The sequence below is a fragment of the Acidovorax facilis genome, assembly GCF_050626955.1.
In the GTDB taxonomy this organism is placed as follows: domain Bacteria; phylum Pseudomonadota; class Gammaproteobacteria; order Burkholderiales; family Burkholderiaceae_C; genus Acidovorax; species Acidovorax facilis.
This window is the reverse complement of record NZ_CP192460.1, coordinates 1766507-1793431: the sequence shown is the minus strand read 5'-3', so window position 1 is coordinate 1793431 and position 26925 is coordinate 1766507. Positions and strand designations below refer to the sequence as shown.

The window sequence follows — 26925 nt, the reverse complement described above, 5'->3', positions numbered from 1 at the left end:
CAATAAGCTTCCCGCTGATTTGCTACACCACAGGAGAGAACATGCAAAACAGCGAGTGGAATCTGGCCGGGAAAACTTATCTGGTGAGCGGAGCGTCTTCGGGCATTGGCGCCGAAACTGCCGTGGCGCTGGGGCGCCACAAAGCGAATGTGGTGCTGGCCGCGCGCCGCACGGCCGAATGCGAAGCGGTGGCCGAGCGGGTGCGTGCCGTCGGTGGACAGGCCTGGGTGACGGCCCTGGACGTGACCGATGAGGCCAGCGTACAGCGCAGTGTCGAAGCCACAGTGCAGCACTTTGGCCGCCTGGACGGCGCCTTCAACAACGCAGGCGCCCTGGGGGTCGCAGGCCCTTTGCACACCCTGAATGCAGCGGACGTGCAGGCGGTGCTGCAGGCCAACACGTTGGGCATCTTCTATGCAATGAAGCACCAGATTGCCGCAATGCTGAAGACGGGTGGCGGGGCCATCGTGAACAACCTGTCCATCTCGTCCCAGGTGGGGTTCAACGGCATCAGCGCCTATACCGCCAGCAAACACGCGGCCCTGGGCCTCACGCGCAATGCGGCGATGGAGTATTTTCAGCAAGGCATCCGCGTGAACGCCGTGAGCCCGGGACCCACGGTCACGCCGATGGCGCTGGCCGCCTTTGGCAACGAGGATGCGATGCGCAACACACTGCAAGCCTCGGTGTCGGGCCGCCCTGCAGCCCCGGCCGAGATGGCGGGGCCGGTGCTGTTTTTGCTGTCGGATGCAGCCAGCTTTGTGAGCGGGCACAACCTGGTGGTAGATGGCGGGTATACGCTGGCTTGAGTCCCGTCGCAGTGCGGCGGACGGCCTAGAATCTCGCCCGCTGTGCGCCGCACGGTTCATTGTCCAACGCAGGTCCTATCTCCATGTCTCTCGATCCCTCGTCTCCCGTGGTCCTGGTGCTGGCCTCCGGCCGGGGCGATCGGTTTGTGGCATCGGGCGGGCAGGTGCACAAGCTGCGCGCATTGCTGGCGGGGGTACCGGTGCTGGAGCACACGCTGGCCGCCGTGCGCGCCAGTGGGCTGGCCTGGCACCTGGAGGATGTGGGCCATCCGGGCATGGGCGATTCGATTGCGGCGGCGGTGCGGGCCACGTCCCAAGCGGCGGGCTGGCTGGTGTTGCCGGGAGATCTGCCTCTGGTGCGGCCTGACACCCTGCAAATGCTGGCACAGGCCGTGGCGAAGAGGGCGGTGACGGTACCGTTCTTTCACGGCGAGCGCGGCCACCCCGTGGGATTTGCTGCGCAGTGCTTGCCGGATCTGCTGGCCCTGTCGGGCGAGCAAGGGGCCGCCCGCGTGGTGCGCAAGTTTGCTGAGCAAGGGCAGGTGCAAAACCTGGCGGTGGAGGACGAGGGCACGGTGACGGACATTGACACCGTGCAGGATCTGGCGCGCGCCGAACGCCTCCTTGCCAGCCGTCCACCGGCCTGATCTGCCAAAAACCAAACCCGCCGGCCATCTCTGGCGGGCGGGTTGCGGGGGAGGGGCGGTTCAGGCCCAGGAGCCCATAGCAGCCTCTTTGTTTATGACTTGGCGGCAATGACCGCACAGGCCAGACGGGGACCGGCATTGCCAGTGGGCTGGGTCTTGTAGTCGTCCGGGTCGCGGTGCACGATCAGGCCCTTGCCGACGATGTCATTGGCCGTGCTGCCGACGCGGATCGTGCGCGACTCAAAGCTGAAACTGGCCACACCATTGGCATCGGCCTTGAGGCTGGGCAGGTCGCCCGTGTGGTGATCACCCATGCCGTGGTGGCCGTGGGATTTGCCGCCTGGGTTGAAGTGGCCGCCGGTGCTCATGCCGTCGCCGCTGCTGCAGTCGCCTTTTTCATGCACATGAAAGCCGTGCTCGGCATTGGGCTTGAGACCGCTGATGGAGCCAGACACCTTCACCACGTCGCCCGACTGCACGAACGTGACCGTGCCAGCGGTGGTGTTGCCGCGCGTGGGTTCTAGTTTGGCGGAGGCGCTGGGCCCTGAGGTATAGGCTGCACAGCCCGCCAAGGCCAGCGCCGTAACGGATGACAGGACAAAAGCGAAACGGATCTTCATGACTCAAACTCCTTAGAACAATGAAACCACCCGGTATTTAACCTGGCACCGAGGCGCAGTCTCCCCGTCGGGCCCATGCGCGTCCAGCAAAGATGTGCACTATGCCTCTTTTTGGGCCAGCGCAATCAAACGGGCCAGGGCCCGGTCATGGATGCCGTGCCTGCGCAGCTCGTCATACGTGGCCTGGGCGTAGTCTCGCGTGGTGCCATAGCGCCCACAGGCCTGCTCAAAAATACGGCAGTACTCGTGGTCGGGCAGCTCACCCGTGTGGTTGGGGCTTTTGCGCGACAGGGTGAAGGCCAGCGCGCGCACCGTGCCGTGCGGGGTGTGGCACGTGAGCCAGCGCGGGTCGTACACGGCGGTGATCATCTCTCGCTGCCACAGGTTGATCATGACCTGCCGCGCATGCGCCTTGTCCACACGGAACACCATGCCCCGGCAACTGCCGCCCGACAACATGCCGAACACCAGGCCCGGGCATTCGGGCGTGCCCCGGTTGATGCGGCTCCACATCTTGAGCGCCCGGTGCCACCCATGCACCTTGGCCGGGCGGCGCTCGGCATAGTCGAAGTCCGGGCGCCAGATGAGCGAGCCGTAGCCAAAGATCCAAAGGTCTTCGTGACCACCCCATTCGTTCAGGGCGCGCTCCAGCATGGGGGCCGGATCTCGCAGCGGGGCGGGCAGGTTCGTCATGGGTTCACTCTACAATCGAAAGCTTTGCTTTAACGCTCTGGGGACTTGTGTTTGCAGGTTTCGCCACTGCCCCAGCATCCATTCTTTTTCTTAATCACTGCAGGAATCTCCAATGTCTAGTTCTGACGACGATAGCCAACAACGTTTTGCCCTGGGTTTCCTGTTTGCGCTGATTGCGCTGGTGATCTCTGTGGTGGTCGGTACCGTGGTGGTCAAGCGCGTGGGCGCTTCGGGTGCCGCCAAGCCTGCTGCAACGGCCGTTGCAAGCAGCGCGCCAGCTGCAACAGCGGCCGCAGTTGCTGACGACGCTGCCAGCGTGCGGGTTGAAAACGGCGTGGTGAAGTTCTACTTTGCCACTGCCAAGGCCGAGCTGGCGGCTGGCGCCAACGAAGCCCTGGCCGACGTGGTCAAGGGTGTGACCGAGGGCAAGAAGGCTGTGATCTCGGGCTTTCACGACGCCACGGGTGACGCAGCCCTGAACGCCGAGCTGGCCAAGCAACGCGCCTTTGCAGTGCGCGATGCGCTCAAGGCCCTGGGCGTGGCGGAAGACAAGATCGAGCTGAAGAAGCCTGAAGAAACCACCGCCACCGGCAGCAACGCCGAAGCGCGCCGCGTGGAAGTGGCACTGGGCGCTTGATGCCTGCGTAATGACCTGCAGCAGGTCGCTCCATAAAAAAACCCGGCAGTGCCGGGTTTTTTATTGAGTCAAATTTGCATCTAGCGCTTATCCATCATGCGCCAGCAGCTATACATTTGATAGTGCTGGTTAACGCAAGCCTGCGCCACCAGCCCCCTCGGTGCGCTGGATCAATTCAATCTTGTAGCCATCCGGGTCGGTCACAAACGCGATCACCGTCGTGCCGCCTTTGACCGGGCCCGCTTCGCGCGTCACGTTACCGCCCGAGGCCTTGATCTTCTCGCACGCCGCGTAAGCATCCGGAACACCCAGGGCGATGTGGCCATAGGCAGTGCCCATCTCGTAGCTTTCCTGGCCCCAGTTGTAGGTCAGCTCTATCTCGGCCTGGCCGGGGTTGCCGCCTTCGAAACCGAGGAAGGCCAGCGAGTATTTGTACTCGGGGTTCTCGGACTGGCGCAGCAGCTGCATGCCCAGGACGTTGGTGTAGAAATCAATCGAGCGTTGAAGGTTGCCAACGCGCAGCATCGTGTGGAGGAATTTCATCCCTTCGATTGTGCAGGCACGTCAAAAACCAGGCAGGTGGTGGTGGCGTGGGCATACAGCGTGCCGTCCGGCCCCACGAGGCGCGCTTCGGCCGTGGCCAACTGGCGCCCGCTGTGGATCACCCGGCCTTCGGCGCGCACACGCTGCACCTTGGGCGTGATGGCCTTGACCAGGTTGATGCCCAGCTCGGCCGTGGTGTAGCCGCGCCCGGGTTCCATGCGCGTATGGATGGAGCAGCCCAGGGCCGAGTCGAGCAGGGTGGCAAACCAGCCGCCGTGCACGGTGCCCATGGGGTTGAGGTGCTCAGCGCGGGGTGTGCCCTGGAAGATGGCTGTGCCTTCGCCCACTTCCACGATCAAGAAGTCCAGCGTCTTGGCGATGGCGGCGTAGGGCAGTTCGCCGCGCAGCATGGCCTGCATCTGCTGCAGGCCGTTCAGATGGGCGATCTGCTCGCGCCGGGCCACGCCAGGGCCGGGGCCTGCGTCCAGGGTGGCGAGGATGTCGCGCTCTTGTGCAAGCCAATGTTCCAGTTGGTTGTGCTGTGTCATGGGGGTGTCCGGGTTGTTGGCGGGGTTTACATGCATGAGTTGCATATGCAATTATTGCAGATACAATTAAATCCATGCAAGCCGAACCAACCACCCTGGCCCCCGTACTGCCACGGGGCTGCACCAACTTCAAGCTGCGCCAGCTGATGCGCCGCATAGCCGCGCACTACGACGCCGAAATGGCGAAGTGCGGGCTCAAGACCACGCAGTATTCGCTGCTGTCGCATGTGCTCACGCTGGGGCCTATCCGCCCGGGCGACCTGGCGGTGGCCATGAAGATGGATGCGTCCACGCTGACGCGTAACCTGCGCCCTCTGGTGGATGCAGGATGGGTCACGTTGGAGGCGGGCGCCGATGCTCGCAGCCGCCTGGCCCACATCACCGACGCAGGTCGCGAAAAACGTGCCGAGGCGCAGCGCCACTGGAAGGCTGCGCAACTCGCGCTGAATGAAACGCTGGGCGTGGAACGCGTGATGGCGCTGCATGCGCTGGTGGACGACTCTCTCGATTTGCTGGCAGCACTGCCAGTGCAGGAGGCTGGGCATGACGAATAACGACACCCCTCCGGTCGTCGCAGCCAAGTCCACCGCGCCACTGGCACTGTGGCTCGTGCTGCTGGCCGCCGCTGGCGCCTTTGCGCTCACCATGGGCACGCGCCAGACCATGGGCCTGTTCCTGTCGGCGCTCAACACCTCCACGGCATTGGGCATTGGCAGCATCAGTCTGGCCTTTGCGTTTGGCCAGCTGTGGTGGGGGCTGACGCAGCCGTTTGCAGGGGCTGTGGCCGACCGCATTGGCACGGGCCGTGTGATCCTGCTGGGCGTGGCGCTGGTGGCGCTGGGCACTTTCATCACGCCGTACATGACGACCACGGCCGGGCTGATTTTTGCGATTGGCGTGCTGGCCGCAGGCGGCGCGGGCATGGCCGGGCCGTCGGTGCTGATGGCGGCCACGGCGCGGCTGGTGCCCGCCAGCAAGCGCGGGCTGGCCAGTGGCATCGTGAACGCGGGGGGATCGTTCGGGCAGTTTGTGATGGCGCCCATTGCCATCAGCCTGACCGCTGCCGTGGGCTGGGCCAGTGCCATGCAGTGGCTGGGCGTGCTGGTGCTGCTGGCGCTGCCTGCGGTGTGGGTGCTCAAGGGCAATTCCAACGCGCTGGCTGCGCAGGCTGCGGCTGCGTCCGGCCAAAAGGCGTTGACCGCGCGCGAGGCCATTGCCCAGGCGCTGGCAACGCCCAGCTACCGGTACCTTGCGGTGGGCTTTTTGGTATGCGGGTTTCACGTTGCCTTCCTGGCCACGCACCTGCCTGGGGTGATTGCGGCCTGCGGATTGGCGCCCGAGGTGGGCGGCTGGGCGCTGGCTGTCATCGGGCTGTTCAACATTGTCGGCAGTCTGGCCATGGGCTGGGCGGTAGGGCGCTGGCGCATGAAGTCATTGCTGTCGCTGCTGTACGCCACGCGCGGCCTGGCAGTGCTGGTCTTCTTGTTCGCGCCCAAGACACCCATGGTGGTGCTGATCTTCGCCGCCGTGATGGGTGTGACGTTCCTCTCCACCGTGCCGCCCACCGCTGGGCTGGTGGCCAAGATGTTCGGCACGGCCAACATGGCCATGCTGTTCGGCATCGTGATGCTGTCGCACCAGGTTGGCGGCTTTTTTGGCGCCTACCTGGGCGGCAGCGTATTCCAGGCCACGGGCAGCTACGACTGGGTCTGGTACATCGACATTGTGCTGGCCGTGGGCGCGGCACTGATCAATCTGCCCATCCGCGAGGCGCGATTGGCGCGCCGGGCCGCCTCCGCCGCCTGAGCCCACAAGGCATCCATCCCCTTGAATGAAAGCCAATGACATGACGGACACCCACGCCCGCAGCGCCTCCATGGCAGGAAAATCTCCGATCTATCTGGACGACCTGGCCGTGGGCGACCAGTTCAAAAGTGGCGAACACGCCATGGATGAAGCGCAGATCACCAGCTTTGCCGCCCAGTTCGACCCGCAGCCGTTTCATCTGGATGACGCCGCCGCGCGTGACACGCTGTTTGGCGGCTTGGCCGCCAGCGGCTGGCACACGGCGGCCGTGACCATGCGCCTGCAGGTGACCAGCGGACTGCCCATTGCGGGCGGCATCATCGGGGCGGGGGGCGAGCTGAGCTGGCCCCGGCCCACGCGCGCCACCGATGTGCTGCATGTGGTGAGCGAAGTGGTGCAGATACAGCCCTCCAAGTCCAAGCCCGATCGCGGCATGGTCACGGTGCGCAGTGAGACGCGCAACCAGCATGGCGATGTGCTGCAGCTGTCTACCGTGCGCATCGTGGTGCCGCGCAGGCCTGCGGCCGATGGTGCAGGGGCTTGATGTGACCGATGCACTGAACCCCCGCACCCGCATGCTGCTGGAGGCACCCATCGCCCCCACGCTGCTGCGCCTGGCCGCACCCAATGTGCTGGTGATGCTGGCGCAAGCGGGCGTCGGGCTCATCGAGACCTACTTTGTCGGCAAGCTGGGCACCGATGCGCTGGCGGGCATGGCGCTGGTATTCCCGGTCGTCATGCTGATGCAGATGACTTCCGCCGGTGCCATGGGCGGCGGCATTGCGTCGGCCATTGCGCGTGCCTTGGGCGCTCGGCGCCGGGACGATGCCGACGCCCTGGTGCTGCACTCCTTGGTCATCGCGGCGGTGTTCTCGCTGATCTTTACAGTCGGCGTGGTGGGAGGAGGGCGCTGGCTTTACACCCGCATGGGCGGCACCGGCGGCGCGCTGGCTGCGGCGCTGGTCTATTCCAACTGGGTGTTTGCGGGCGCGTTTCTGGTGTGGCTGTTCAACACGCTTTCGGCCGTCATTCGGGGCACGGGCAACATGGCCGTGCCTGCCTATGTCACGGTGCTGGGCGCCTTCGTGCTGGTGCCGCTGTCACCGTTGTTGATCTTTGGCTGGGGCCCCGTGCCCGGCCTGGGCATTGCCGGCGGGGCCATTGCGCTGATGGCGTACTACCTGATCGGCAGCGTGGTGCTGGCAGCGTATCTGTGGTCGCCGCGCAGCCTGCTGCGGCCATCGTTGGCGCACATCCGGTTTCGCTGGGTGCTGTTCAAGGACATCCTGCGGGTCGGGTTGGTGGGCACCGTGTCGACCGTGGCCACCAATGTAGCGATTGGGGTGACCACCGCGCTGGTCGGCGGTTTTGGCACGGCGGCCATTGCCGGGTATGGAACCGCATCGCGGCTTGAGTACCTGCTGGTGCCCCTGGTATTTGGCCTGGGCGCGCCGCTGGTGGCCATGGTCGGCACCTGCATCGGCGCGGGCCAGCGTGAGCGCGCCCTGCGCGCCACCTGGATCGGCGCGGCCATGGCGTTTGTAATGGCCGAGGCGATTGGTCTGTGGGCGGCGGCCTTTCCCCATACGTGGCTGTCGCTTTTCAACAGCGACCCCGCCATGCTGGAGGCGGGCGCGCTGTATCTGCGTACCGTCGGGCCGGTGTATGGCTTTTTCGGCCTGGGCCTGGTGCTGTACTTTGCCTCGCAAGGGGCAGGGCGCCTGCTCTGGCCTGTGATCGGCAACATCACGCGCCTGGCGGTGGCCGTGACTGGCGGCTGGCTGGCGCTGCGCTGGGGTGGTGGTTTGGCGGCGGTGTTTGCCGCACAAGCCGTGGCGCTGGTGCTGTACGGCGTGGTCAACGCCTGGGCGATTGCAGGTGGCGCCTGGTTCGGTCCGGTCGGTTGGCCACGCAGCCTGGCGGGCCTGCTGCGGCGCATGCCACAGGCGTAGAAATATAGCCAGAATTGCTGCTAGCGCTTACCCATCAAGCGCTAGCAGCTATCAATTTGGTAGTATTTCGTTGAATCAGACCGGAACGGTGTAGTTCAGCGTCATGCGGCCACCATCCACGGTCACGATCTCGCCGGTCACATAGCTGGCGGCGTCGCTAGCCAGCCAGGCCACCACATCGGCAATCTCCGACGGCTCGCCCAGCCGCTTCATGGGCGTGCGGCTCATGATCTTGTTCTTGGCCTCATCGCTGGTCAGCACAGCCTTGGCGGCCAGCTCGGTGGCGATGGTGCCGGGTGCTACGGCGTTCACGCGGATGTTCCTGTCGGCCAGCGCCAGCGCCATCACGCGCGTGAGCTGGTTCACGCCGCCTTTGCTCACGTTGTAGCTCGCGATATTGGGGATGGTCAGCACACCGTTGACCGAGCTCATGTTGACAATGGAGCCGCCACCCGAAGCCACCATGGTCCGCGCCACTGCCTGCCCGACAAGGAACGAGCCCTTGAGGTTGACCCGCAGCACTGCATCAAAGTCGGCCTCGGTCACCTCCAGAAAATCCGCCGCGCGGAAGATGCCCGCGTTGTTCACCAGCACGTCGATGCGTCCGTGGGCGGCCAGCACCTGGGCGACCAGCGCATCCACCTGCGCCTTGTCGCCTACGTCGCAGCGCACATACAGCGCGCCCAGTTCCGCAGCCAGGGCCTGGCCGCGTGCATCGTCCACATCCACGATCACCGGTTTGGCGCCTTCAACCGCAAAGCGGCGGACGCAGGCTTCACCAATGCCTTGCGCGCCACCGGTAACGATGCAGACGCGGCCTGTGTGGCCAAAGTGGATGGAAGACCGGAGGGATGGGGCAGGGCTTGTAGGATTCATGGGCGTGGATGGTAGCGGGTGGGGGAGGAGGGTGGAGCCGGAAACCTGCATTAGCTTCGAGTTGCCGCCAGTGCGCGGGCCCAAGGGCGATCAATGCCTGTTCTCGCTTTCTGCGGGGTTTGCAAGGAAGCGCCGCAGACCGTCAGCGCACCGGCTGCAGGGCACCAACCCACTCCGGCGGCGGCTGCCACGCCCGGATCCAGCGGATCAGATCCGGCAGCGGCATCGGCCTGGCAATGCCATAGCCCTGCAGGCCATCGCACCCCAGATCGCGCAGTGCCCCGGCATGGGCCGTGGTCTCCACACCTTCCGCCACCACGGTGCGGTTGAACGCATGGGCCAGGCTCACGATGCCGCGCACCAGGGCACGATCGCGCTCGTTGTCGAGCATCTCGCGCACGAAGGACTGGTCGATCTTCACGATCTGTGCGGGCAGGCGTTGCAGATAGGTGAGCGATGAGTAGCCCGTGCCGAAGTCGTCGATGGAGCATTACACACCCAGCTCGTCCAGCCCCTGGATGACATAGGCCACGGCCGAGAGGTCGTTGAAGGTTTCGGTTTCCAGCAACTCGACCTCCAGAAAGGGCTGGGGCAAGGATGGGTGCCGCTTGAGCAGTCGCGCGACTTCTTGCTGAAACCGGCTGTCGATCAGTGTGGGCACTGCGATGTTGATGCTCAAGGGCAGGGGACAGCCCTGGGTGACGAGCGTGTGCCCGGCTTTGAATGCAGCGTCCAGCACCCAATAGTCCAGTTTGCCGGAAGCAGGGGTGCCCACAATGTCATCCATAAACGCACCCGGCGCCAGCAGCCCCCTCTCGGGATGGTGCCACCGGATCAAGGATTCGGCACCAATCACCTGCCCATCCGAGATTCTGACCTTGGGCTGAAAAAACAGCTCCATCTCGCCTTGCAGCAGGGCGTCCTCGACCAGCTTGGCCGTGTGCCTGCGCGCTTGCAGCCGCTGGCCCTGCTGGACGTCGAACACCGCGATCCGGTCCTTGCCTTGTTCCTTGGCCGCATACAGCGCCAGGTCTGCATGGCGCAGCAGGCCGTCAGCGTCCCCCAGATCATCGGGATAGAACGTGACCCCGGCACTGCAGGTCAGGCGCAGTTGCACATTGTCCAGAACGGCCGTCCGCGCCAGCGACTGGCGCAGGCCCTCGAGCCGCTGCAGGGCGGCTTCGGTGTGTGCGCAGTCTTTCAGTGCCACGGCGAATTCATCGCCGCCAATGCGGCCAATGAGGTTGTCTGGCCCTGCCTCGGCCCGCAGGCGCTGCGCAAATACCCGAAGGAACTGGTCCGCCAGGGGCTGACCCCATTGCTCGTTGAGGTCCTTGAACTGGTCGATGTCCAGCAAACACAGGGCCAGGATGCCATTGGTTTCGATGCGTTTCTGGAGGGTCGCATTCAGCTCCTTGGCAAAAAGGCGGCGGCTGGACAGGCCGGTGAGGGCGTCGTAGTTGCCAAACTGCTGCAGGGCCTGCTCCAGGCGGCGCTGCTCGGTCACATCCTTGCCCACAGAGACCCATTTGCGCACGACGCCGTCCGGGTCCTTGATGCCTTCGATGGTGACCTCCGAGACAAAGGCTTCGCCATTTTTGCGGCGCCTGACCAGTTCGCCATGCCATCGGCCGTCTCGCTCGATGGCCTGTGCGACGCGGCGCAGGAATGTGGATTCGCCCCCTTCGTCGAGGCGCAGGACGGCAGATGACTTGCCAATCAGCTCCTCGCGCGAGTAGCCCAGCACGTTGCTGTAGGTCGGGTTGACATCCAGCACGGTGCCGTCCGGTTGCACTATGGCAATCGTGTCCTTGCTGTTGACGAAAACGCTGGCGGCCTGCCGCGCTTCGGCCAGCATGGTCTTCAAGGTCTCGGCTGTCTGCTCCAGGGTCTCTTCGCGCTGGTTGAGTTTTTGCGTGTTGTCCAGTAGGAACCCCAGCAGCACCGTGCCGATGGGGTAGATCACCACCACAGCCATCCAGGAGCGCGTCGTGACTGCTCGCGCAATCTCTGGCGGCAAGGTCTGTATCGCCAGCATGCCGCCGGCCGCCAGGCTCAAGCCGAGTCCGATTAGCCAGACCCCATCGGAAAAGGCTCCAAAACGCTGCGGAGAAAAGTAAGGCCTGTGGCGCTGCCAGAGCCACCCGATGCCCGTGGTCAAAACAATACCGACCATGGCCGGGCCGCTGCCGATGCCGCCCAGGCTGAGCCGGTAGGCGCCGAGCACCACAGCGCACAGCACAGCACCCAGCGGCGACAGATAGGCGCCGGCCAGGCCCGCCATCACCAACCTGGCGTCAACGATCACGCCTTCGGCCAGCCGCAAAGGCACGAGCATGGTCAGGATGCCGATGACTCCGAACATGAGCCCTGTGATCCAGGGCAACCATCGTTGCCGCGCCTTCCTGATGCCCAGGTCGGGATGGCGCAGGCCACTCAGGACAATGCTGTACAGCGCGGCCAGAAAACACAGCAGGCCCGCGTTCATTCCCATGTCCCGAATCAAAGACGTGGTGTCGATGTTCATGGCACCTTCTCGTGCGATTGGTGGGCCATCATAAGGAATGGCACGGTCCGATGTGACGCTATCTTTAAAATAGATACGATGTATATTATGTTAAGTAACAAACATTCTATCCACGGTCTTTTGGCAGGCTTCCCGGTTCTGCAATCCAGCGTCCTGGCACCACGACGCAGCCCAGCACAATAGGCATAACGCTAGTTCTCGGGGCCCAAAACCTCTCCATTGGGGCCCCACGTCACCTGCGTCAATCCGGGTTCCATGGCTTCCAATCGACGGCGCTCCAACTCCGTCGCACTGAGCTGCCCCAATTCATGCCGCCCCACGTCGGCAAGTTCACTTTCATGGCGCAGTTGATCCGCTCTCTCCAGGGCTGAGCGGACGTGACCAAGCAGGTCTTTTTCATCCCAGGGTTTCAACAGATAACGAAAGACTTCTGCGTCATTGACGGCTCGCATCAGGTTCTCCGAATCGGACGACGCGCTTAAAACCATCCGGACTGCCTTGGGCTGAATGGTTCGCACCAGACCCAGAAACTCCACGCCAGTCATGAGCGGCATCCTAAAGTCCGAGATCACCACGTCAAAGGCGGTCTCTCTCAGTCTGGCCAAGGCAACTTCCGGATCCACGGTCTCTTCAATGCGGAGCTCAGAACCGAGTCCCGCCCGCAGACTGCGCTTGATTGCAGCCAAGACGTGGTGTTCATCATCGAGCAAGAGAATTCTCTGCATGGCTGGCTCCCTCTCCGTTACGGTTTTATGGGCAAGATCATTTCCACATCGTCCCGCCCTTCGCGCAATCGCAGCCTCTTGATCAATTCGGCGGTGAGCACGTGATCGGCGGCAAGCAACACGGCGCCTTCGCTGGACAAAAGATCGCGCGCCAGGATCATGCCGGGTCGAAGTTGTGCCGTTCGCAGCATGCGCGGCGGAGCGTCTGCAACGGGCGCAGCCTTCAGGAGCATCTGCAGGAACACATCCACCACTTCTGGATGAAACTGGGTTCCCCTGCCCCTGGCAATCATTGATCGTGCGTCTGCAGCACTCAGGGGGGTGGAGCTGAGATGGCCGATCTGCAGATCATCGTAGGTATCTGCCACAGCGAGGATGCAGGCCCCCATTGGAATCATCTCCCCGACCAGGCCATCTGGATATCCGAGCCCATCGTGCCGCTCGTGGTGGCTGCGGATGATGTTGGACACCGTCTGCATGTCATCCAGCGCCATCAGTGCCTGCTCTCCCAGAACGGCATGCCGTCGGTATTGCGCAGTTTCTTCATCGGAAAGCTTGGGAACGGGTTTGGCCAGCAAGGTGTCAGGCAAGGCAATCTGCCCAATGTCATGCATGAGCCCTGCGATGAACGCGTCCTGTTGATCCGCTTCCGCCATGTTCATGGCCCGTGCGGTGCGACGGGCCAGATCCGCCACACGGCGCGAGTGGCCGGAGAGTTGCCCACCTCGCCACTCCATGAGGTTGGAAAACACCTTGATGGAGGTAAGGTAGTTTTTCTTGATCTTTTGACTGAGCTGGAGCAACTCGCTGGTGCGCGCCGCAACCTTTTCCTCCAGGGTTTCATTCAATTCCATCAAGGCCTGGTTTTTGGCCCTGAGCAGTTCTTCCAACCGGGTTTTTTCGTCTTCCAGGGCATGCCGCTCAAAAATCTGGTGAGCCGTGGCAAGCACCTCACCGTCATCCCACGGCTTGGTGATGTACCGATAGACTTCCCCGCTGTTGATGGCCGCGATGGTTGACCCAATGTCAGCGTAGCCTGTGAGCAGTACGCGTGTCGTTTTGGGCCACCGCACCCGTATCTGCTCCAGCAACTGGGCCCCGCTCATGCCGGGCATTCTCATGTCGGAGAAGACCAGATCCACAGGCTCTTGCTCGAGGTGCGCAATGGCTTGGGCACCACTCGTGGCCGTTGTCACCTGGTATCCGCTGCCACGAAACAGCCGCCTGAGCGAGGCCACAATGTTGGGCTCGTCGTCCACGCACAGAATGCGCCAGACGCGCTGACCACCGCCCTGCAGGCTGGCGCCCTCCTCTTGCAAAGCCGCCCCTGACAAAGCGGTGACGTCGGTAGGGGAATTCACACCTCAAGCCTCCTGCGGGTGCTGAATCGGCAGCGTGACACGAAAACGAGTCCCAACCCCCTGCTCGCTGAACACGTCAATGCTGCCAAAGTGCTTCTTGACGATGCCATAGGAAAGAGACAGTCCAAGCCCGGTCCCTTTGCCCACCGCTTTGGTGGTAAAGAACGGGTCGAAAATTCTTCCCAGATTCTCTTTGGCAATGCCTTCGCCGGTATCCTGTACTTCCACCCATACCCGGCTGTCGTCAGCGCCGGTGCTGATGGTGATGACGCCCCTGTCTGCCTGGATGGCGTGCGCAGCGTTGACCAGAAGGTTCATGAAAACCTGATTGAGTTCAGACGGAAGGCACTCGATATCCGGGAGTTCACCGTACGCCTTGACGACCTCCGCCTTGTATTTGATTTCGTTGTTGACGATGTTCAGTGTGGAATCAATGCCATGGTGCAAATCGGCCAAGACCCACTTTTGTGAGGTGTCCACCCGGGAGAAGTCCTTCAGGTTCTGGACAATATTGCGCACCCGCGTGATGCCGTCCTTCGACTCTGCCATCAACGAGGGGATGTCCTCCTTCAGAAAGTCCAGTTCTATCTTTTCGCGCAGATCCCTCAGACGGGCTGCTGCCGGAGTGCCTGCCAATGCGGACTCGGCCTCTTCATAGGCAGCGAGCATCTGAAAAAGATCACCCAGATAGCGTTCAAGAGTCCCGAAATTAGAGAATATGAATCCAATCGGATTGTTGATTTCGTGGGCCACCCCGGCAGCCAGTTGCCCGATGGAGGCCATTTTTTCCGACTGCATGAGCTTGTCTTGTGCATCCGAAAGTTTGGCATTCAGTTGCATCAGCTCCTCATTGGAGCGCAGCAGTTCCTTGACCCGGTCTGCAGTGACATCGGCGACAGAGAGCGGCGAGGATGTCGTGATTGCGGACTCAGCCAATAGCGGATCGTGAGAACTCATGTCAACCCTCCTTCAGGCCAGCAGCGCGTGACAGACGACGTCATGTTGTTCAGCAACGGTGTCAAAAACTTCCCTGTAGGCCTTCTCACCCAGCGAGAGCCTGCCCCAGGCGTCCAGTGACAGCAGCGGCACCATGTCATCTTCCTGGTGCGAAAGATCGAGGCCATGGGCAATGTTGTCAGCAACATGGACGAGATCCACAAGCCCTCTGCCAGCAGGGGACCGAGGCCGGTGATGGCATGCGATGGCTGCGACGATCTCTGGGGCAAAGTGCCAATGCTCCGCGATGAGGCCGCCAACCTCAGCGTGGTCAACACCAAATTGATGCTGTTCTGCAACATGCATGAAACAGTCATGTTCTGTCCGATATGCAATGGCCTGGGCATACTCCTCCTCATAGGAGCTGACCAGAACCAAGCGCCCAATGTCATGCAACAGCCCCAACGTAAACGCGGCGTCTTCGTCCAATCGGGTGCGCTGCGCCAGGGCCCGGCAGGTGAGCGCCGTACCGATGGAATGGCACCAGAACGCATCGAAGTCGAAGCCTTGGCAGCGGGACTTGGCAAACCCGCTGACAAGGCCTGCGGCCGTTGCCACGCCGCGCAACGTGCGCAGCCCCAGGATTGCCGTAGCCTCCGTGATCGAAGTGACCTGACGCGGCAACCCGTAGAAGGAAGAATTCGCAAGTCGAAGGGTTTTCGCGGCAATGGCCTGGTCGTGCGATATCTTTATGGCCAGTTGCTCCGCCGAAACATCGCTGTCGCCAAAGGACTGGATCAACTCCAGCACGACTGCTGGCAAGGCAGGCAATCCGTGCACGCCGTGCAAGATTGCATCTGCAGTGAGTTGCTTCATGGCCTCTCCTCAAGCCGGTGCCTCAAAATCATGTGCAGCAATGGGTTGAGTTGCCCTGCCCGCAGGGCAGGCCTGAACAAGTGCAACAAACGCTGTTCCGTCAGTGCCCGTTGCTCAACCGGATCCACTTTTCCATTGCGCTGTGCTAACTCCTCGGGGGCATTCACAAAAATCGTGTCGATACCTCGATGCTGCAAGTTGTTGAGAATTTCGCGCGTGACAGGCGTCCCCTCTGGCAACAGAAGTTGCGCATGGGCATCCAGTACGGGCTGCGCTAAAAGTAGTCCCTCCGGAACCCGTTCAGTGGTGGTAGCAAGAGCTTGCATGGGCGCGCATAGAGTTCAAGCCGCACTGCCTGGCACCAAGACCAGCAATCGACCTCGTGAGTGATTTTCTCCTCCGATGGAGCGGCATACAACGCGAAACGTCTCTCCGGCGAGTTGCACATCGTGGTAGCTCTGATCGGCGGCTCGCCATACATGGCGCAGATCTGCCGGTAGCACGTCGTCCGCATCCTGTCCCAACAACGCGGTGGTCCTTCCAAACAGTGCCTCTGCATCTGCATTCACAAATGCCACCATACCCTCCAGGTCCACCCCAATGACCGCCGCAGGAATATGATCCAAGACCTCCCGTGCGACGCTCAGGCTACTCTCTTCGCGGTGAATTTGCTCACGTTGATTCGTTAGCAACTGTTGCAAACGGTCGTTAACGGCAGTGAGTTCTTCGTTGGCTCGCAGAACTGCGCTCGCCAGCCGCCGATTCTCATCGGCCATTCCCTTTTGGGAGAACGCTTCCGCCACATGCCCGCGAAGCCGCTCGTCATCCCATGGTTTTGTGAGGAACTTGTAGATAGCCCCTTCATTGATCGCATCGGTGATGGACTGAAGCTCCGTGTAACCAGACAGCACCATTCGTACGGTGTCTGGATACAGCTCCTTGGCCCGGCGCAGGAACTCCACCCCCGTCATACCGGGCATCCGCTGGTCCGAGACAATCACATCCACCGAGTTTTCGGCCAGCCTTTGCAAACCTTGCGCCCCGCTGTTGGCCGTCACGATGTGATAGCCATCCCGACGCAGCAATCTGCGCAACGCAGAAACGATGCTGTCTTCGTCATCGACGAGCAACAAGGTACGTTGTTGGGCGCGGCGCAATAACAAGTGCTCAGGCAAGGCCTTGCTTTCACGCAACAGGGAACCCATGGCGTCGGCCGTTAGCAGTCCGCTGAAATAGTGCCCTTGCATCTGGTCACAGCCGTTGGCGATGAGCAACGCCAGTTGCCCCTCGGTCTCAACACCTTCTGCCAACACTCTCATCTGCAGGCTGTGCGCCATGTTGATGATCGCGCGCGTGATGGACACGTCTTGAGAAGCTGCCGTGACGTCGTGGACAAACGAGCGGTCTACCTTCACAACGTCAATGGGCAGTGTGCGCAGGTAGCTCAGGCTGGAATAGCCGGTGCCAAAATCATCCAGCGAAATCTCGATGCCCAGGGTCTTGAGGTCGCCCAGAATCCGCGCGATGCGAGTGCTTTCTCCCATGAGCGCACCCTCGGTGATCTCCAGCCCCAGCAACCTTGGATCAAGGCCGGTTTCGATGAGGATCTTTTCTATCTTCTGAGCCAGATCGGGTTGTTGAAGCTGGCGAGCCGACAGGTTGACGGCAACCCGGCACATGGGATGACCAGCGCGCTGCCATTCCAGCGCCTGGAGACAGGCGGTGCGCAGAACCCATTCACCGATCGGCACGATCAGGCCGGTTTCTTCAGCGGCCCGGATATAGCTGGACCGGGAAATTAATGCGCCATCGGGGGATTTCCATTCAAGGAATGCCTCGGCACCAATGATGGCCCCGCTGACCAATTCGAGTTTGGGCTGAAAATGCAGTTCAAACTCGTTGCGCTCCAAAGCTCGACGCAATCCCGACTCCATGACAAGCCTGGAGATCGCCTTGGAATGCATGCCCGAACTGAAAACGCAGATTTGGTTCTTGCCCAGCTCATGGGCGCGATACATCGCCGCTTGCGCTTGCTGGAGCAGTTTTTCAGGATCATCCCCGTGCACGGGGTAAAGGGATATTCCGATATCGCAGGTCACCTTGATCTCGTTGTCGCCAATGGCAACTGGAAGGGACAGCGCATCTACCAATGAGGCGGCGGTGCCCCGTGCCATGGCCTCATCCACAGACTCCTCCCGTGCCAGCACCAGGGAAAACTCGCCGCTACCAAAGTGCGCCAGCAGATCGTCCTGGGAAACCTGGGGCTGGAGCCGTCTGCCGACCTCCATGAGCAACTGGTCCCCAGCTGCGTGGCCCAGTGATTCACTGACAAGCTTGAGTCTGTCAATCTCAACGCTCAGGACTGCAATGTGCCGCCCTCCCCGCGCGGCCTCGCGCATTTTGGTATCAAGGTATTCCGTCAGCGCGTTGCGGTTCGGCAGTCCGGTGATTTCGTCGGTATTCGCGAGCTTGTCCAGTTTCTGTTCGGCCGCCCGCTGTAGCGTGATGTCCTGCAGGAGTGTGACCGTCCTGATCACCTTTCCGCCTTCATCGGCCTCGGCAAGGACTCGGTGCAGCACCGTGCGCAAGCTGCCGTCGGTGTGAACAATACGGTGCTGGAACTCACAGACGTCGTCGGGGGAAACGCCCTCGCTGATGGCCTGAACATAGGGGCGCTCTACCGGAGGTACGCGCGCCAGCAGCCAGTCTGTGCCGGGGGGCGTCTCGGTGAGCGGGACTCCCAAGATGGCATGCATGCCCGACGACAGGGTGACCGTCCCGGACACCAAGTCCACCTCCGCAGAGCCAATGCGTGCAAGCTCTTCAGCGTTGCGAAACAGCTGAACACGCTGCTGCGCGTACCGCGTGGCCGCCTGGATTGCACTGACGTCATGCAACGTGACCAGGTCCGCTGCTTGCGCCGACAGAAAAATGCGCACGCCCCAGACCTGGGCGCTGAACCGCTCGCCGTTCTTGCGCAGGCATTCGACCTCATAGGCTTTGCCTGGGACCCCCGCTACCCGGGCGTTCGTCTGCTCCCGCACCATGTCCCGGTGCTCGGGCACGCACAGCAGCATGGGATCCATGCCTCTGAGCATCTCTTCCTTGGAGTATCCGAAAAGCTCCAGGAGCTTGGGATTCACAAAAAGGAACCGCCCCTTCTGAATCACAAAGACGGCCGCCTGCACCTGATCTACCAACAGCCGGTAGTCGGGTTCAGAAAGTGCCATTTCCTGTCCAAACGGCCGGTCTTCAGTATCGAAACTACCCATGGTGAGATGCCTTGCCAACACGGAAATGATGCGACCACGTTATGCGATGCAGGGCTGTGCGGTTCATTGAGGACCTCTGTGGCCTCACTACCGACGGCGCTGCATTGCGCAGATAGGGGGCCAACGCTTGCAGAGCTTTCGTGAGCCCATGCACCTCCCTCCCGAATGATGGGCGCAGGCTACAAACCTGCTTTGGAATATCGGACCTGCTACCCACTGTACTTATCCCCTTTGAGCTTGTCACGGCCTTGCAGCGAGTGCACAGGCAGGGTATGTCCTGCTATGCCGTGTGAGCGCAGCCCTGGTATGGGTACCCATCTGCGTCGCTGGTGCATCACAAGACCCATGCTGCTAGAAAACGATTTACATTTTGGGCAACTGTCTGCAAGACTGTTGCAAAAGGGGGAGCGTTATGCATACGAGTCTTTCAGGAGCACGCGTTGCCTTGTGGCTAGGCATCGCAGTGTTTGTAGTCGCTGCGGCGACGCTGCCCCAGGCCCGCGCTTTGGACAAACCCACCGGCACGGTCGTTCTGACCATCGACGGCGCGATCAGCCAGACCAACAACGGCTCTCAAGCCCAGTTCGACATGGCCATGCTGGAGAAGCTGCCCCAGCACAGCTTCTCCACCCAGACCCCCTGGTACCCCAGCGCCGTCACTTTCACTGGCCCCCTGCTGCGCGATGTGCTGGCGGCCGTGGGCGCCAAGGGCAAGAACATCACGGCGGTGGCGCTCAACGACTACAAGACGGAAATCCCCATCGACGATGCCACGCGCCACGACGTGATCGTGGCCCGGCTCATGAACAACCGCCCCATGCGTGTGCGCGAAAAGGGGCCGCTTTTCATTGTCTATCCGTTTGACACCAAGGCAGAGCTGCGCAGCGAGCTGTACTACAACCGCGCCGCCTGGCAGCTCAATATCCTGCGAATTCGCTAGTCCACCCCCTCCTCCCAACTTCCCAGGAACCACACCATGATCCGGGGCAAGCACTTTCTGCGGCTGATCATCGCGGGCCTGGTGGTGGCGTATGTGGCCATTGCCGGGGTGCAGTACCACCAGTACCGCAGCGTCGAGGCGGTCATGCGCCGGGGCGACGTCAATGCCCTGTGGTCATTCCTGCAGCTCAATGTGGAGTACGAAAAACTCGACCACGCCCTGCACCAGTTCGAGCTGGACCCGCCCAGTCTGCCCATGGACCGGCTGGAGCTGCGTTATGACCTGTTCCTGAGCCGCTTCAGCGCGCTGGAGAGCGGCACCGCCCGCACGCTGATGCAGGAGGAACCGATCTACGCCACAGCCCTGGAAGCACTGCAGAAGTTTGTCGCCGCAGGGGACAACCATTTCGGGCAGAGTGTGGACGCGGCATCGAGCCAGACAAATATGCGTCTGTTGCGGGCCGAGCTGAACAAGCTGCGCGACATCGTTCAAGAGCTGTCGCTGCAGGCATCGCGCATCTCCGCCTTGCTGGGCGACCGGCGCAACGAAGAGGTCAAGCACCAGACCCTGCTGACCACCGGGCTGACCGCGTTCCAGGCCATCCTGACCTTTTTGCTGGCCATTGCCATGGCGCGCCAGTTCCTCCAGCGTGAAAAGGCCACTTCTCAGGCCCTGGAGGCCCAGGCCGAGCTGGTGGAAGCCCTCCAGCGCAACGAGGAAGCCCTGGAGGCCCGGGTAGCCCTGCGCACCACGGAGCTGCAGCGAGCCAACGCCGCGCTGCAGGAACATGAGGATGAACTGGAGGTGGCCCGCGCCAAGGCAGAGGACGCATCGCGCATGAAATCAGACTTCCTGGCCAACATGAGCCACGAGATCCGCACGCCTATGAACGCCGTGATTGGCATGAGCCACCTGGCGCTGGCCACCGAGCTGACCGCGCGCCAGCGCGACTACGTCGAAAAGATCCAGCGGTCGGGACAGCACCTGCTGGGCCTGATCAATGACATCCTGGATTTCAGCAAGATCGAGGCGGGCAAGCTCGAAGTCGAGGTGGTGGATTTCGACCTGCATGCCGTGCTCGACAACGTGGCCAACCTGCTGGGCGAGAAATGCGCCAGCAAAGGCCTGGAGCTGATGTTCGACGTGGACTCCCACCTGCCCGCCGACTTGCGTGGAGACCCCCTGCGGCTGGGGCAGATCCTGGTGAACTACGCCAACAATGCCGTCAAGTTCACGGACGAGGGCGAGATCATCGTGCGGGTACGCGAAGCAGCGCGGGATATCCAGGGCGTGCTGCTGCGCTTTGAAGTGCAGGACACGGGCATCGGCCTGACCGAAGAACAGCAGGCGCGCCTGTTTCGCTCGTTCGAGCAGGCCGACACCTCGACCACGCGCAAGTACGGAGGCACCGGCCTGGGCCTGGCGATTTCCAAGAAACTTGCCAGCCTGATGGGCGGCGAGGTGGGCGTGCACAGCGCGCCAGGCAAGGGCAGCACCTTCTGGTTCACAGCGCGACTGGGTTTGGGCGCGGCCGTGCAGCGGCCACTGCTGCCGGAACCCGACCTGCGTGGCCGCCGCGTGCTGGTGGTGGACGACAGCGAACAGGCCCGGCAGATCCTGGCCGAGCTGCTGTCCAGCATGAGTTTTTCGGTCACGCTGGCCAGTTCGGGGGCGCAGGCCGTGGACCTGGCACGCGCCGCGGACCTGGCAGGCAGGCCCTGCGAAATCGCCTTTCTGGACTGGAAGATGCCTGGTATGGACGGTTTTGAAACCGCCCGCCAGCTGGCCCAACTGCCCCACCCTCCGCGCCCGGTCATCGTCACCGCGCATGGGCGTGACGACGTTCTGGCCGAACTCACACGCACCGGCATCGGGCTGATGCTGACCAAGCCCGTCAACCCATCTCAGCTTTTTGATGCCGCCATGCGGGCATTGGGGGGCGCGCAGCGGGTGGACGACGGGCGGCGCCTGCCAGCCTTAGCGGCACGGGGCGCCAACCTGGCATCGATCCAGGGGGCGCGCGTGCTGCTGGTGGACGACAACGACCTGAACCAGCAGGTGGGCAGCGAACTGCTGGCCAGCGCCGGGCTGGTGGTGGATGTGGCCGACAACGGCCAGGCCGCACTCGACATGTTGGCCCGAGGCACCTATGACATCGTGCTCATGGACATGCAGATGCCGGTGATGGACGGCCTCACCGCCACGCGCCAATTGCGCCAGAACCCCGCCTGGGCGCGCCTGCCGGTGCTGGCGATGACCGCGAACGCGATGAGCGGCGACCGCGAGCAGTGCCTGGAAGCGGGCATGAACGGCCACATAGCCAAGCCCATTGACCCCGACGCGCTGTTCGCCGCCCTGCTGCAATGGATTGCACTGCCGCACACTGGGGGCGCCAGCGGTAAGACTGTTGCCCTGCAACCTGCGGTGCCTGGCGCTCCTTCCTTGGCGCCGGCGGACACCCCCGACCCGCTGACACACATCGAAGGCCTGGACACCGCCGCCGGGCTGCGGCGTGTACTCGGCAAACGTACGGCCTATGAGAGCCTGCTGCGCAAATTCGTGGCCGGACAAGGCAGCGCAGTGAAAGAAGCGCGCGCGCACCTCGCGGCCGCCCAGCCAGAGGCGGCGCAGCGCGCCATGCACACGCTCAAAGGTACCGCTGCCACCATAGGCGCGGTGGGCCTGGCCGAACTGGCAGGCGCGGCGGAGCAAGCCATTGCACACAACGCGACCGCCGACGTCCTCGAAGCCCTGCTCCCGCCCGTAGACACCGCCTGCCAGACCCTGGTGGCTGCGCTGCAGAGCGCCCTGCCCCCTGAGGCAGACACGCCCGGCACGGCGAGCGCTGCCAGAACCCCGTTGGATGGCGCGCAGGCCCGCGCATTGGTGGAACGCCTTGGCGCCCTGCTGGAAGACAGTGATTCCGACGCCATCGAATTGTTCAAGGACTCCGGCCACAGTCTTCAGGCCCTGCTGGGCCCCGCCTACGCCGACATGAAGCGGCTGCTCGACAACTACCTCTTTGCCGATGCGCTCGACGTGCTGCGCAAGGCGGGGAACGATATGCAACACAAGGAGGATCCAGTTCATGAATAGCCCATTGGAATTGAGCGGCAAATGCACGGTGCTGGTGGTGGATGACACCCCGGGCAATCTGTCGCTGATGAGCGACCTCCTGCGCCCCGACTACAAGGTCAAGCTGGCACCCACCGGCGAACGCGCGCTGCAGATCGTGGCGGCCGAAAAGCCCGACCTGATCCTGCTCGACATCATGATGCCGGACATGGATGGCTACGAGGTGCTGCGGCGCCTGCAATTCAACCCCGAGACCGAAGACATTCCGGTGATTTTCCTCACCGCCATGAGCGCCACCGACGACGAAACGGTGGGGCTGGAGCTGGGCGCAGTGGACTACATCACCAAGCCCGTCAACCCCGCCATCACCATGGCGCGCGTGCGCAACCACCTGCAGCTCAAGCGAGCGCGGGATTTGCTCGCCCACCACAACCACTTTCTGGAGCAGGAGGTGGCCAACCGCACGCGCGCCCTGGCGGAGCTACAGGACGCCACCATCCGCGCCATGGCATCGCTGGCCGAAACGCGGGACAACGAGACCGGCAACCATATCCGCCGCACGCAGCACTATGTGGAAGCGCTGGCCCGCAAGCTGCAGGACCACCCGCGCTTTCGCGACGAACTCACGGAAGACGCCATCCAGGTGATCTTCAAGTCCGCCCCGCTGCACGACATTGGCAAGGTGGGCATCCCCGACCGCATCCTGCTCAAGCCGGGCAAGCTGACGCCTGAAGAGTTCGAGATCATGAAGACCCACACCACACTGGGCCGGGACGCCATCGTGGCGGCAGAAACCGAAACCACGCAAAACAACCCGTTTTTTCGCTACGCCAAGGAAATCGCCTACAGCCACCAGGAAAAGTGGGACGGCTCAGGCTACCCCGAAGGGCTGGTGGGCAACACCATCCCCCTGTCGGCACGGCTCATGGCGGTGGCCGATGTGTATGACGCGCTGATCTCCGAGCGCGTGTACAAGGCCGCCTTCTCCCACGAGACGGCGGTAGAAATCATCCGCGACGGCCGAGGTAGCCACTTCGACCCCGACATGGTGGACGCCTTCCTCTCGCTCTCCGAAGAGTTCCGGCGCATTGCTCAGCAGTTTGCCGACAGCGAACATGCGCTGCAGGCGCAGCGCGACCGCATTGCCCAGGACCTCTCTACCGAGGGTGTGGTCATCGGCGAAGGCAGCGTCAGCAGCAGCGGCGGCTAACCGCCACGCTCTCAGCAGCAGGCGCCTGCGGCGCTTTCCTCTGCCCCACTTTCAGAGGAAGTGGTGGTGCGGTGTCCGTTGAGGCCCAGCTTGGCCAGCAGTTGCACGTCGGCCTCGACATCGGGGTTGCCGGTCACCAGCAGCTTGTCGCCATAAAAGATGGAGTTGGCGCCCGCCATGAAACACAGCGCCTGCACGGCTTCGCCCATCTGCTGGCGCCCTGCGGACAGGCGCACCCGGGCCCTGGGCATGGTGATGCGGGCCACGGCGATCATGCGCACAAAATCGAACGGGTCGATGGGCTCGCTGTCAGCCAGAGGCGTGCCGGGCACGCGCACCAGGCTGTTGATGGGCACCGACTCGGGGTACGGCTGCAGGTTGGCCAGCTGGGCGATCAGGCCAGCGCGGTGCACGGGCGCCTCGCCCATGCCCACAATCCCACCGCAGCACACGCTGATGCCCGCGCTGCGCACATGCGCCAGTGTGTCCAGCCGGTCCTGGTAGGCGCGGGTGCTCACCACATCGGTGTAGTACTCAGGGGCGGTGTCCAGGTTGTGGTTGTAGTAGTCCAGCCCCGCATCCTTGAGGGCCTGCGCCTGGTGCGATTCGAGCATGCCCAGGGTGGCGCAGGTCTGCAGGCCCAGGCCCTTCACGGCACCGATCAGGGCGCTGACTTTTTCGATGTCGCGGTCCTTGGGCGCGCGCCAGGCGGCGCCCATGCAAAAACGCGTGGCCCCCGCATCCTTGGCAGCCTGGGCAGCGCGCACCACTTCGTCCACTTCCATCAGCTTGTCGGCTTTCACGCCCGTATCGAACTCGGCCGCCTGCGGGCAGTAGCCACAGTTTTCGGGGCAGCCGCCGGTTTTGACGGACAGCAGGGTGGCCAGCTCGATGTCGCCCGCAGGCCAGTGCTGGCGGTGCACGGTCTGCGCCTCGAACAGCAGGTCCATCAAGGGCTTGTCGAGCAACGCCTGGATGGCTTCCACGCTCCACGGGCCTTGTGGGTTGGCATTGGCTGGGCGCCGGTGCACCTGGACGTTTTGTACGGTGGGTGCCGGCGGCACAGGCTGGGCGGCGGGCATGGCAAGGGTCGTGGAGGACATGGCGATCAATTCCCTTCAAGGCATTTGCCCCACCGTGGCACGGAGCCACCCGAGGCTTAAGAAGTTGTTTAGCGACACCGCGCGCACGGCACACCACGGATGATTTGGCATGGCGCGCTGCGAGGTGGGCGGATTCTGGACGAGAAAACGGCACAAAAGCACGCCACAGGGTCACAAAAGATGCCAAGAAAAACGAGGCATCAACAACCGTCAAATTGTGAACTTTTTAGGAGCAGAAGACCGCAGGTTGATCGAACTTGCCGGGCCTTTGGGGCAGCCAATTTCTTGGCGCCTTCAACAGCCCCGTTGTGGTGGTTATCTGCTCCCATCTGGCACTCTGTGCAGCCGAGCAGCGCCGGGAGATGGCCGACGTTGGTGCGCTTTGGAGAACGATTTTTCGCAACTATGAACCCAGTGCAGCAATCACGTCGGCCGGGGCCTGCACCAGTTCGATCAAGACGCCCTCGCCCGCAATCGGAAACTCGTCATTGCTCTTGGGGTGCAAAAACGTGATGTCGTAGCCCGCCGCGCCCTTGCGGATACCGCCGGGCGCAAAACGCACGCCCTGGGCCGTGAGCCATTCCACGGCCTTGGGCAAATCGTCGATCCACAGCCCAATGTGGTTGAGCGGCGTGGTGTGCACGGCGGGTTTTTTGTCGATGTCGAGCGGCTGCATGATGTCCACCTCGACCTTGTAGGCACCCTGCCCCATGGCCAGGATGTCTTCGTCCACGTTTTCGCGCTCGCTCTGGAAGGTGCCGGTTTGGGTGAGGCCCAGCATGTCCACCCACAGGGTTTTCATGCGCTGCTTGTCGGTGCCGCCAAGGGCGACCTGCTGGATGCCCAGGACTTTGAACGGGCGACGAAGGGATGTGGTCATTGAATCTGCTCCTTAATTGATAGCTGCCTGCACTTATTAATAAAGCGCTAGAAGCCAATTTGATCTAAAAACACCTTACTCCGGACTACCCTTCACTCAGCACCCAACTGCTCAGCGTGGCGAAATATTCGCGCAGCCAGGCGTTGTAGCGCGTGGCCAGGGGCGTGGGTGCCGCTACCGGCACCATGTGGGTAAAGCCATGGCGCTGGGCAATGCGCAGAGCACGCGGCAGGTGGAAGTCGCTGGTCACCAGCGCGAGCGGGACCGTGGCGGCAACACCGCGCGCCTCCAGCAAGGGGCGACTTAACGCCAGATTCAGCTCGGTGCTGGTGCTGTCCTTCTCCAGCACCAGGCGTTCCGGCGCGATACCGTGGCGTTCTTGCAGATAGCGCGCCATCACCTCCGCCTCGGTATCTGCAGTGCCCCAAACTTGCCCACCACACACAGCGATCAGCGCCTCAGGCTGCAAGCGGGCCAGCGCGGCCGCTGTGTCCAGCCGCGCCGCAAGTGCCGGGCGGGGCTGTCCGTTCTGGATGCCCGCTCCCAGCACCACAATGGCCTGCACAGGCGGTGCCTCTTCCGGAGAAACGCCGGCGCCCCGCAAGAAGAACACCCAGAAAACCACCACGCTGAACATCCACGCCGCAAGACCCCACCAGCCCACGCGCCACCACTGCTGACGCCGCCGGTCATGGTGCCGCCAGCGCGTGAGGGGTGCCCACCACACCGCGATGGCCAGAAACAATGCCCCCAGCGCAACGGGCAACATGGTGCCCAGGTTGAAGTGCCCCAGAACCATCAACACCGCGCCGTCCAGAAACAGCGCGCCGCCAGCCAGCGCCAGCAGCGTGCGCACAGCCACCGCTGTCATCGCAGGCTGCAGGATGGA

24 protein-coding genes and 1 pseudogene are annotated in these 26925 nt (G+C 62.8%); 10 read left to right on the top strand and 15 right to left on the bottom strand.

Annotation, left to right across the window (positions count from 1 at the left end; genetic code table 11):
- Positions 1 to 41: 41 nt before the first annotated feature.
- Together ACQ4MJ_RS08040 and ACQ4MJ_RS08035 are read left to right on the top strand one after the other, a co-directional pair.
- On the top strand, positions 42 to 809 hold the full coding sequence (locus ACQ4MJ_RS08040) for an SDR family NAD(P)-dependent oxidoreductase (RefSeq protein WP_431153031.1): 768 nt from the start codon (positions 42 to 44) through the stop codon (positions 807 to 809).
- An 83-nt stretch (positions 810 to 892) separates the two neighbouring features.
- Entirely contained in the window at positions 893 to 1456 is a 564-nt protein-coding gene (locus tag ACQ4MJ_RS08035) for a nucleotidyltransferase family protein (protein ID WP_431153032.1), read from the top strand.
- A 92-nt stretch (positions 1457 to 1548) separates the two neighbouring features.
- On the opposite strand, the gene ACQ4MJ_RS08030 is transcribed toward ACQ4MJ_RS08035, so the two are convergent.
- Both ACQ4MJ_RS08030 and ACQ4MJ_RS08025 read right to left on the bottom strand, forming a co-directional pair.
- On the bottom strand, positions 1549 to 2076 hold the full coding sequence (locus ACQ4MJ_RS08030) for a superoxide dismutase family protein (protein ID WP_121420187.1): 528 nt from the start codon (positions 2074 to 2076) through the stop codon (positions 1549 to 1551).
- Positions 2077 to 2175: 99 nt separating this feature from the next.
- A complete protein-coding gene (locus tag ACQ4MJ_RS08025) occupies positions 2176 to 2769 on the bottom strand; it encodes a gamma-glutamylcyclotransferase (RefSeq protein WP_431153033.1) in 594 nt (197 codons plus the stop codon).
- A 112-nt stretch (positions 2770 to 2881) separates the two neighbouring features.
- Here ACQ4MJ_RS08025 and ACQ4MJ_RS08020 point away from each other — a divergent pair, with 112 nt between their 5' ends.
- The gene (locus ACQ4MJ_RS08020) at positions 2882 to 3406 is read left to right on the top strand and encodes an OmpA family protein (protein WP_431153034.1); all 525 of its coding nucleotides are present in this window, start codon (positions 2882 to 2884) and stop codon (positions 3404 to 3406) included.
- Positions 3407 to 3535: 129 nt separating this feature from the next.
- On the opposite strand, the gene gloA is transcribed toward ACQ4MJ_RS08020, so the two are convergent.
- Positions 3536 to 3949 carry a lactoylglutathione lyase gene (gene gloA, locus ACQ4MJ_RS08015; protein WP_431153035.1) on the bottom strand — a complete coding sequence of 138 codons (414 nt, stop codon included), beginning with the start codon at positions 3947 to 3949 and terminating at the stop codon, positions 3536 to 3538.
- Positions 3946 to 4497: a PaaI family thioesterase gene (locus tag ACQ4MJ_RS08010; protein ID WP_431153036.1), complete on the bottom strand. Its 552-nt coding sequence runs from the start codon at positions 4495 to 4497 to the stop codon at positions 3946 to 3948. The genes gloA and ACQ4MJ_RS08010 overlap by 4 nt, the downstream gene beginning before the upstream one ends.
- Before the next feature lie 74 nt (positions 4498 to 4571).
- Here ACQ4MJ_RS08010 and ACQ4MJ_RS08005 point away from each other — a divergent pair, with 74 nt between their 5' ends.
- Genes ACQ4MJ_RS08005 through ACQ4MJ_RS07990 form a run of 4 tightly spaced genes read left to right on the top strand, consistent with a single transcriptional unit; the run spans position 4572 to position 8255 of the window.
- Positions 4572 to 5051, top strand: coding sequence for a MarR family winged helix-turn-helix transcriptional regulator (locus tag ACQ4MJ_RS08005; RefSeq protein ID WP_121420191.1), 480 nt, complete (start codon positions 4572 to 4574; stop codon positions 5049 to 5051).
- Positions 5041 to 6303: an MFS transporter gene (locus ACQ4MJ_RS08000; RefSeq protein WP_431153037.1), complete on the top strand. Its 1263-nt coding sequence runs from the start codon at positions 5041 to 5043 to the stop codon at positions 6301 to 6303. Before ACQ4MJ_RS08005 ends, ACQ4MJ_RS08000 begins: the two co-directional genes overlap by 11 nt.
- 40 nt (positions 6304 to 6343) lie before the next feature.
- Positions 6344 to 6847: a MaoC family dehydratase gene (locus tag ACQ4MJ_RS07995; RefSeq protein ID WP_431153038.1), complete on the top strand. Its 504-nt coding sequence runs from the start codon at positions 6344 to 6346 to the stop codon at positions 6845 to 6847.
- The gene (locus ACQ4MJ_RS07990) at positions 6831 to 8255 is read left to right on the top strand and encodes an MATE family efflux transporter (RefSeq protein ID WP_431153040.1); all 1425 of its coding nucleotides are present in this window, start codon (positions 6831 to 6833) and stop codon (positions 8253 to 8255) included. Before ACQ4MJ_RS07995 ends, ACQ4MJ_RS07990 begins: the two co-directional genes overlap by 17 nt.
- A 75-nt stretch (positions 8256 to 8330) precedes the next feature.
- Here the strand turns inward: ACQ4MJ_RS07990 and ACQ4MJ_RS07985 are convergent, their stop codons facing one another.
- From ACQ4MJ_RS07985 to ACQ4MJ_RS07950, 8 genes and pseudogenes are all read right to left on the bottom strand, one after another.
- A complete protein-coding gene (locus tag ACQ4MJ_RS07985) occupies positions 8331 to 9131 on the bottom strand; it encodes an SDR family NAD(P)-dependent oxidoreductase (RefSeq protein WP_431153041.1) in 801 nt (266 codons plus the stop codon).
- A gap of 142 nt (positions 9132 to 9273) precedes the next feature.
- Positions 9274 to 11619: pseudogene (locus tag ACQ4MJ_RS07980) on the bottom strand (EAL domain-containing protein).
- Between the two features lie 230 nt (positions 11620 to 11849).
- Complete coding sequence (locus ACQ4MJ_RS07975) at positions 11850 to 12383, bottom strand: response regulator (RefSeq protein ID WP_121506332.1); 534 nt, start codon at positions 12381 to 12383, stop codon at positions 11850 to 11852.
- Positions 12384 to 12400: 17 nt separating this feature from the next.
- On the bottom strand, positions 12401 to 13744 hold the full coding sequence (locus ACQ4MJ_RS07970; protein ID WP_431149283.1) for an HD domain-containing phosphohydrolase: 1344 nt from the start codon (positions 13742 to 13744) through the stop codon (positions 12401 to 12403).
- Positions 13745 to 13747: 3 nt separating this feature from the next.
- Positions 13748 to 14701 (bottom strand): ATP-binding protein, encoded by a 954-nt coding sequence (locus ACQ4MJ_RS07965; protein WP_431149284.1) that lies wholly within the window; start codon positions 14699 to 14701, stop codon positions 13748 to 13750.
- 12 nt (positions 14702 to 14713) lie between these two features.
- Entirely contained in the window at positions 14714 to 15556 is an 843-nt protein-coding gene (locus ACQ4MJ_RS07960) for an HDOD domain-containing protein (protein WP_431149285.1), read from the bottom strand.
- Positions 15553 to 15882, bottom strand: coding sequence for a hypothetical protein (locus tag ACQ4MJ_RS07955; RefSeq protein ID WP_218301112.1), 330 nt, complete (start codon positions 15880 to 15882; stop codon positions 15553 to 15555). The genes ACQ4MJ_RS07960 and ACQ4MJ_RS07955 overlap by 4 nt, the downstream gene beginning before the upstream one ends.
- Positions 15883 to 15897: 15 nt before the next feature.
- A complete protein-coding gene (locus ACQ4MJ_RS07950) occupies positions 15898 to 18828 on the bottom strand; it encodes an EAL domain-containing protein (protein WP_431149286.1) in 2931 nt (976 codons plus the stop codon).
- Positions 18829 to 19273: 445 nt separating this feature from the next.
- Between ACQ4MJ_RS07950 and ACQ4MJ_RS07945 the strand changes: the two genes are divergently transcribed.
- The 3 genes from ACQ4MJ_RS07945 to ACQ4MJ_RS07935 are packed head-to-tail and all read left to right on the top strand — an operon-like array spanning position 19274 to position 24053.
- Positions 19274 to 19768, top strand: coding sequence for a molybdopterin-dependent oxidoreductase (locus tag ACQ4MJ_RS07945; RefSeq protein ID WP_431173699.1), 495 nt, complete (start codon positions 19274 to 19276; stop codon positions 19766 to 19768).
- A 36-nt stretch (positions 19769 to 19804) separates the two neighbouring features.
- Entirely contained in the window at positions 19805 to 22864 is a 3060-nt protein-coding gene (locus tag ACQ4MJ_RS07940) for a response regulator (protein WP_431149288.1), read from the top strand.
- Entirely contained in the window at positions 22857 to 24053 is a 1197-nt protein-coding gene (locus ACQ4MJ_RS07935; protein WP_121506326.1) for a response regulator, read from the top strand. The genes ACQ4MJ_RS07940 and ACQ4MJ_RS07935 overlap by 8 nt, the downstream gene beginning before the upstream one ends.
- 11 nt (positions 24054 to 24064) lie before the next feature.
- Here the strand turns inward: ACQ4MJ_RS07935 and bioB are convergent, their stop codons facing one another.
- The 3 genes from bioB to ACQ4MJ_RS07920 form a co-directional block, all read right to left on the bottom strand.
- The gene (gene bioB / locus ACQ4MJ_RS07930; RefSeq protein WP_431149289.1) at positions 24065 to 25165 is read right to left on the bottom strand and encodes a biotin synthase BioB; all 1101 of its coding nucleotides are present in this window, start codon (positions 25163 to 25165) and stop codon (positions 24065 to 24067) included.
- A 394-nt stretch (positions 25166 to 25559) separates the two neighbouring features.
- Entirely contained in the window at positions 25560 to 26036 is a 477-nt protein-coding gene (locus ACQ4MJ_RS07925) for a VOC family protein (protein ID WP_431149290.1), read from the bottom strand.
- Between the two features lie 85 nt (positions 26037 to 26121).
- Positions 26122 to 26907 carry a YdcF family protein gene (locus ACQ4MJ_RS07920; RefSeq protein ID WP_431149291.1) on the bottom strand — a complete coding sequence of 262 codons (786 nt, stop codon included), beginning with the start codon at positions 26905 to 26907 and terminating at the stop codon, positions 26122 to 26124.
- Between the last annotated feature and the right edge of the window lie 18 nt (positions 26908 to 26925).

What these genes read in the sequence shown, in the direction of transcription:
- ACQ4MJ_RS07995 (WP_431153038.1), top strand. Translation starts at nt 6,344, where the DNA reads ATGACGGACACCCACGCCCGCAGCGCCTCCATGGCAGGAAAATCTCCG.
- ACQ4MJ_RS07960 (WP_431149285.1), bottom strand. Translation starts at nt 15,556, where the DNA reads ATGAAGCAACTCACTGCAGATGCAATCTTGCACGGCGTGCACGGATTG.
- ACQ4MJ_RS08010 (WP_431153036.1), bottom strand. Translation starts at nt 4,497, where the DNA reads ATGACACAGCACAACCAACTGGAACATTGGCTTGCACAAGAGCGCGAC.
- ACQ4MJ_RS07985 (WP_431153041.1), bottom strand. Translation starts at nt 9,131, where the DNA reads ATGAATCCTACAAGCCCTGCCCCATCCCTCCGGTCTTCCATCCACTTT.
- ACQ4MJ_RS08025 (WP_431153033.1), bottom strand. Translation starts at nt 2,769, where the DNA reads ATGACGAACCTGCCCGCCCCGCTGCGAGATCCGGCCCCCATGCTGGAG.
- ACQ4MJ_RS08035 (WP_431153032.1), top strand. Translation starts at nt 893, where the DNA reads ATGTCTCTCGATCCCTCGTCTCCCGTGGTCCTGGTGCTGGCCTCCGGC.
- ACQ4MJ_RS08020 (WP_431153034.1), top strand. Translation starts at nt 2,882, where the DNA reads ATGTCTAGTTCTGACGACGATAGCCAACAACGTTTTGCCCTGGGTTTC.
- ACQ4MJ_RS08030 (WP_121420187.1), bottom strand. Translation starts at nt 2,076, where the DNA reads ATGAAGATCCGTTTCGCTTTTGTCCTGTCATCCGTTACGGCGCTGGCC.
- ACQ4MJ_RS07920 (WP_431149291.1), bottom strand. Translation starts at nt 26,907, where the DNA reads ATGACAGCGGTGGCTGTGCGCACGCTGCTGGCGCTGGCTGGCGGCGCG.
- ACQ4MJ_RS07940 (WP_431149288.1), top strand. Translation starts at nt 19,805, where the DNA reads ATGATCCGGGGCAAGCACTTTCTGCGGCTGATCATCGCGGGCCTGGTG.
- ACQ4MJ_RS08005 (WP_121420191.1), top strand. Translation starts at nt 4,572, where the DNA reads ATGCAAGCCGAACCAACCACCCTGGCCCCCGTACTGCCACGGGGCTGC.
- ACQ4MJ_RS08040 (WP_431153031.1), top strand. Translation starts at nt 42, where the DNA reads ATGCAAAACAGCGAGTGGAATCTGGCCGGGAAAACTTATCTGGTGAGC.
- gloA (WP_431153035.1), bottom strand. Translation starts at nt 3,949, where the DNA reads ATGAAATTCCTCCACACGATGCTGCGCGTTGGCAACCTTCAACGCTCG.
- ACQ4MJ_RS07965 (WP_431149284.1), bottom strand. Translation starts at nt 14,701, where the DNA reads ATGAGTTCTCACGATCCGCTATTGGCTGAGTCCGCAATCACGACATCC.
- ACQ4MJ_RS07955 (WP_218301112.1), bottom strand. Translation starts at nt 15,882, where the DNA reads ATGCAAGCTCTTGCTACCACCACTGAACGGGTTCCGGAGGGACTACTT.
- ACQ4MJ_RS07925 (WP_431149290.1), bottom strand. Translation starts at nt 26,036, where the DNA reads ATGACCACATCCCTTCGTCGCCCGTTCAAAGTCCTGGGCATCCAGCAG.
- ACQ4MJ_RS07950 (WP_431149286.1), bottom strand. Translation starts at nt 18,828, where the DNA reads ATGGGTAGTTTCGATACTGAAGACCGGCCGTTTGGACAGGAAATGGCA.
- ACQ4MJ_RS07975 (WP_121506332.1), bottom strand. Translation starts at nt 12,383, where the DNA reads ATGCAGAGAATTCTCTTGCTCGATGATGAACACCACGTCTTGGCTGCA.
- ACQ4MJ_RS07990 (WP_431153040.1), top strand. Translation starts at nt 6,831, where the DNA reads ATGGTGCAGGGGCTTGATGTGACCGATGCACTGAACCCCCGCACCCGC.
- ACQ4MJ_RS07935 (WP_121506326.1), top strand. Translation starts at nt 22,857, where the DNA reads ATGAATAGCCCATTGGAATTGAGCGGCAAATGCACGGTGCTGGTGGTG.
- ACQ4MJ_RS08000 (WP_431153037.1), top strand. Translation starts at nt 5,041, where the DNA reads ATGACGAATAACGACACCCCTCCGGTCGTCGCAGCCAAGTCCACCGCG.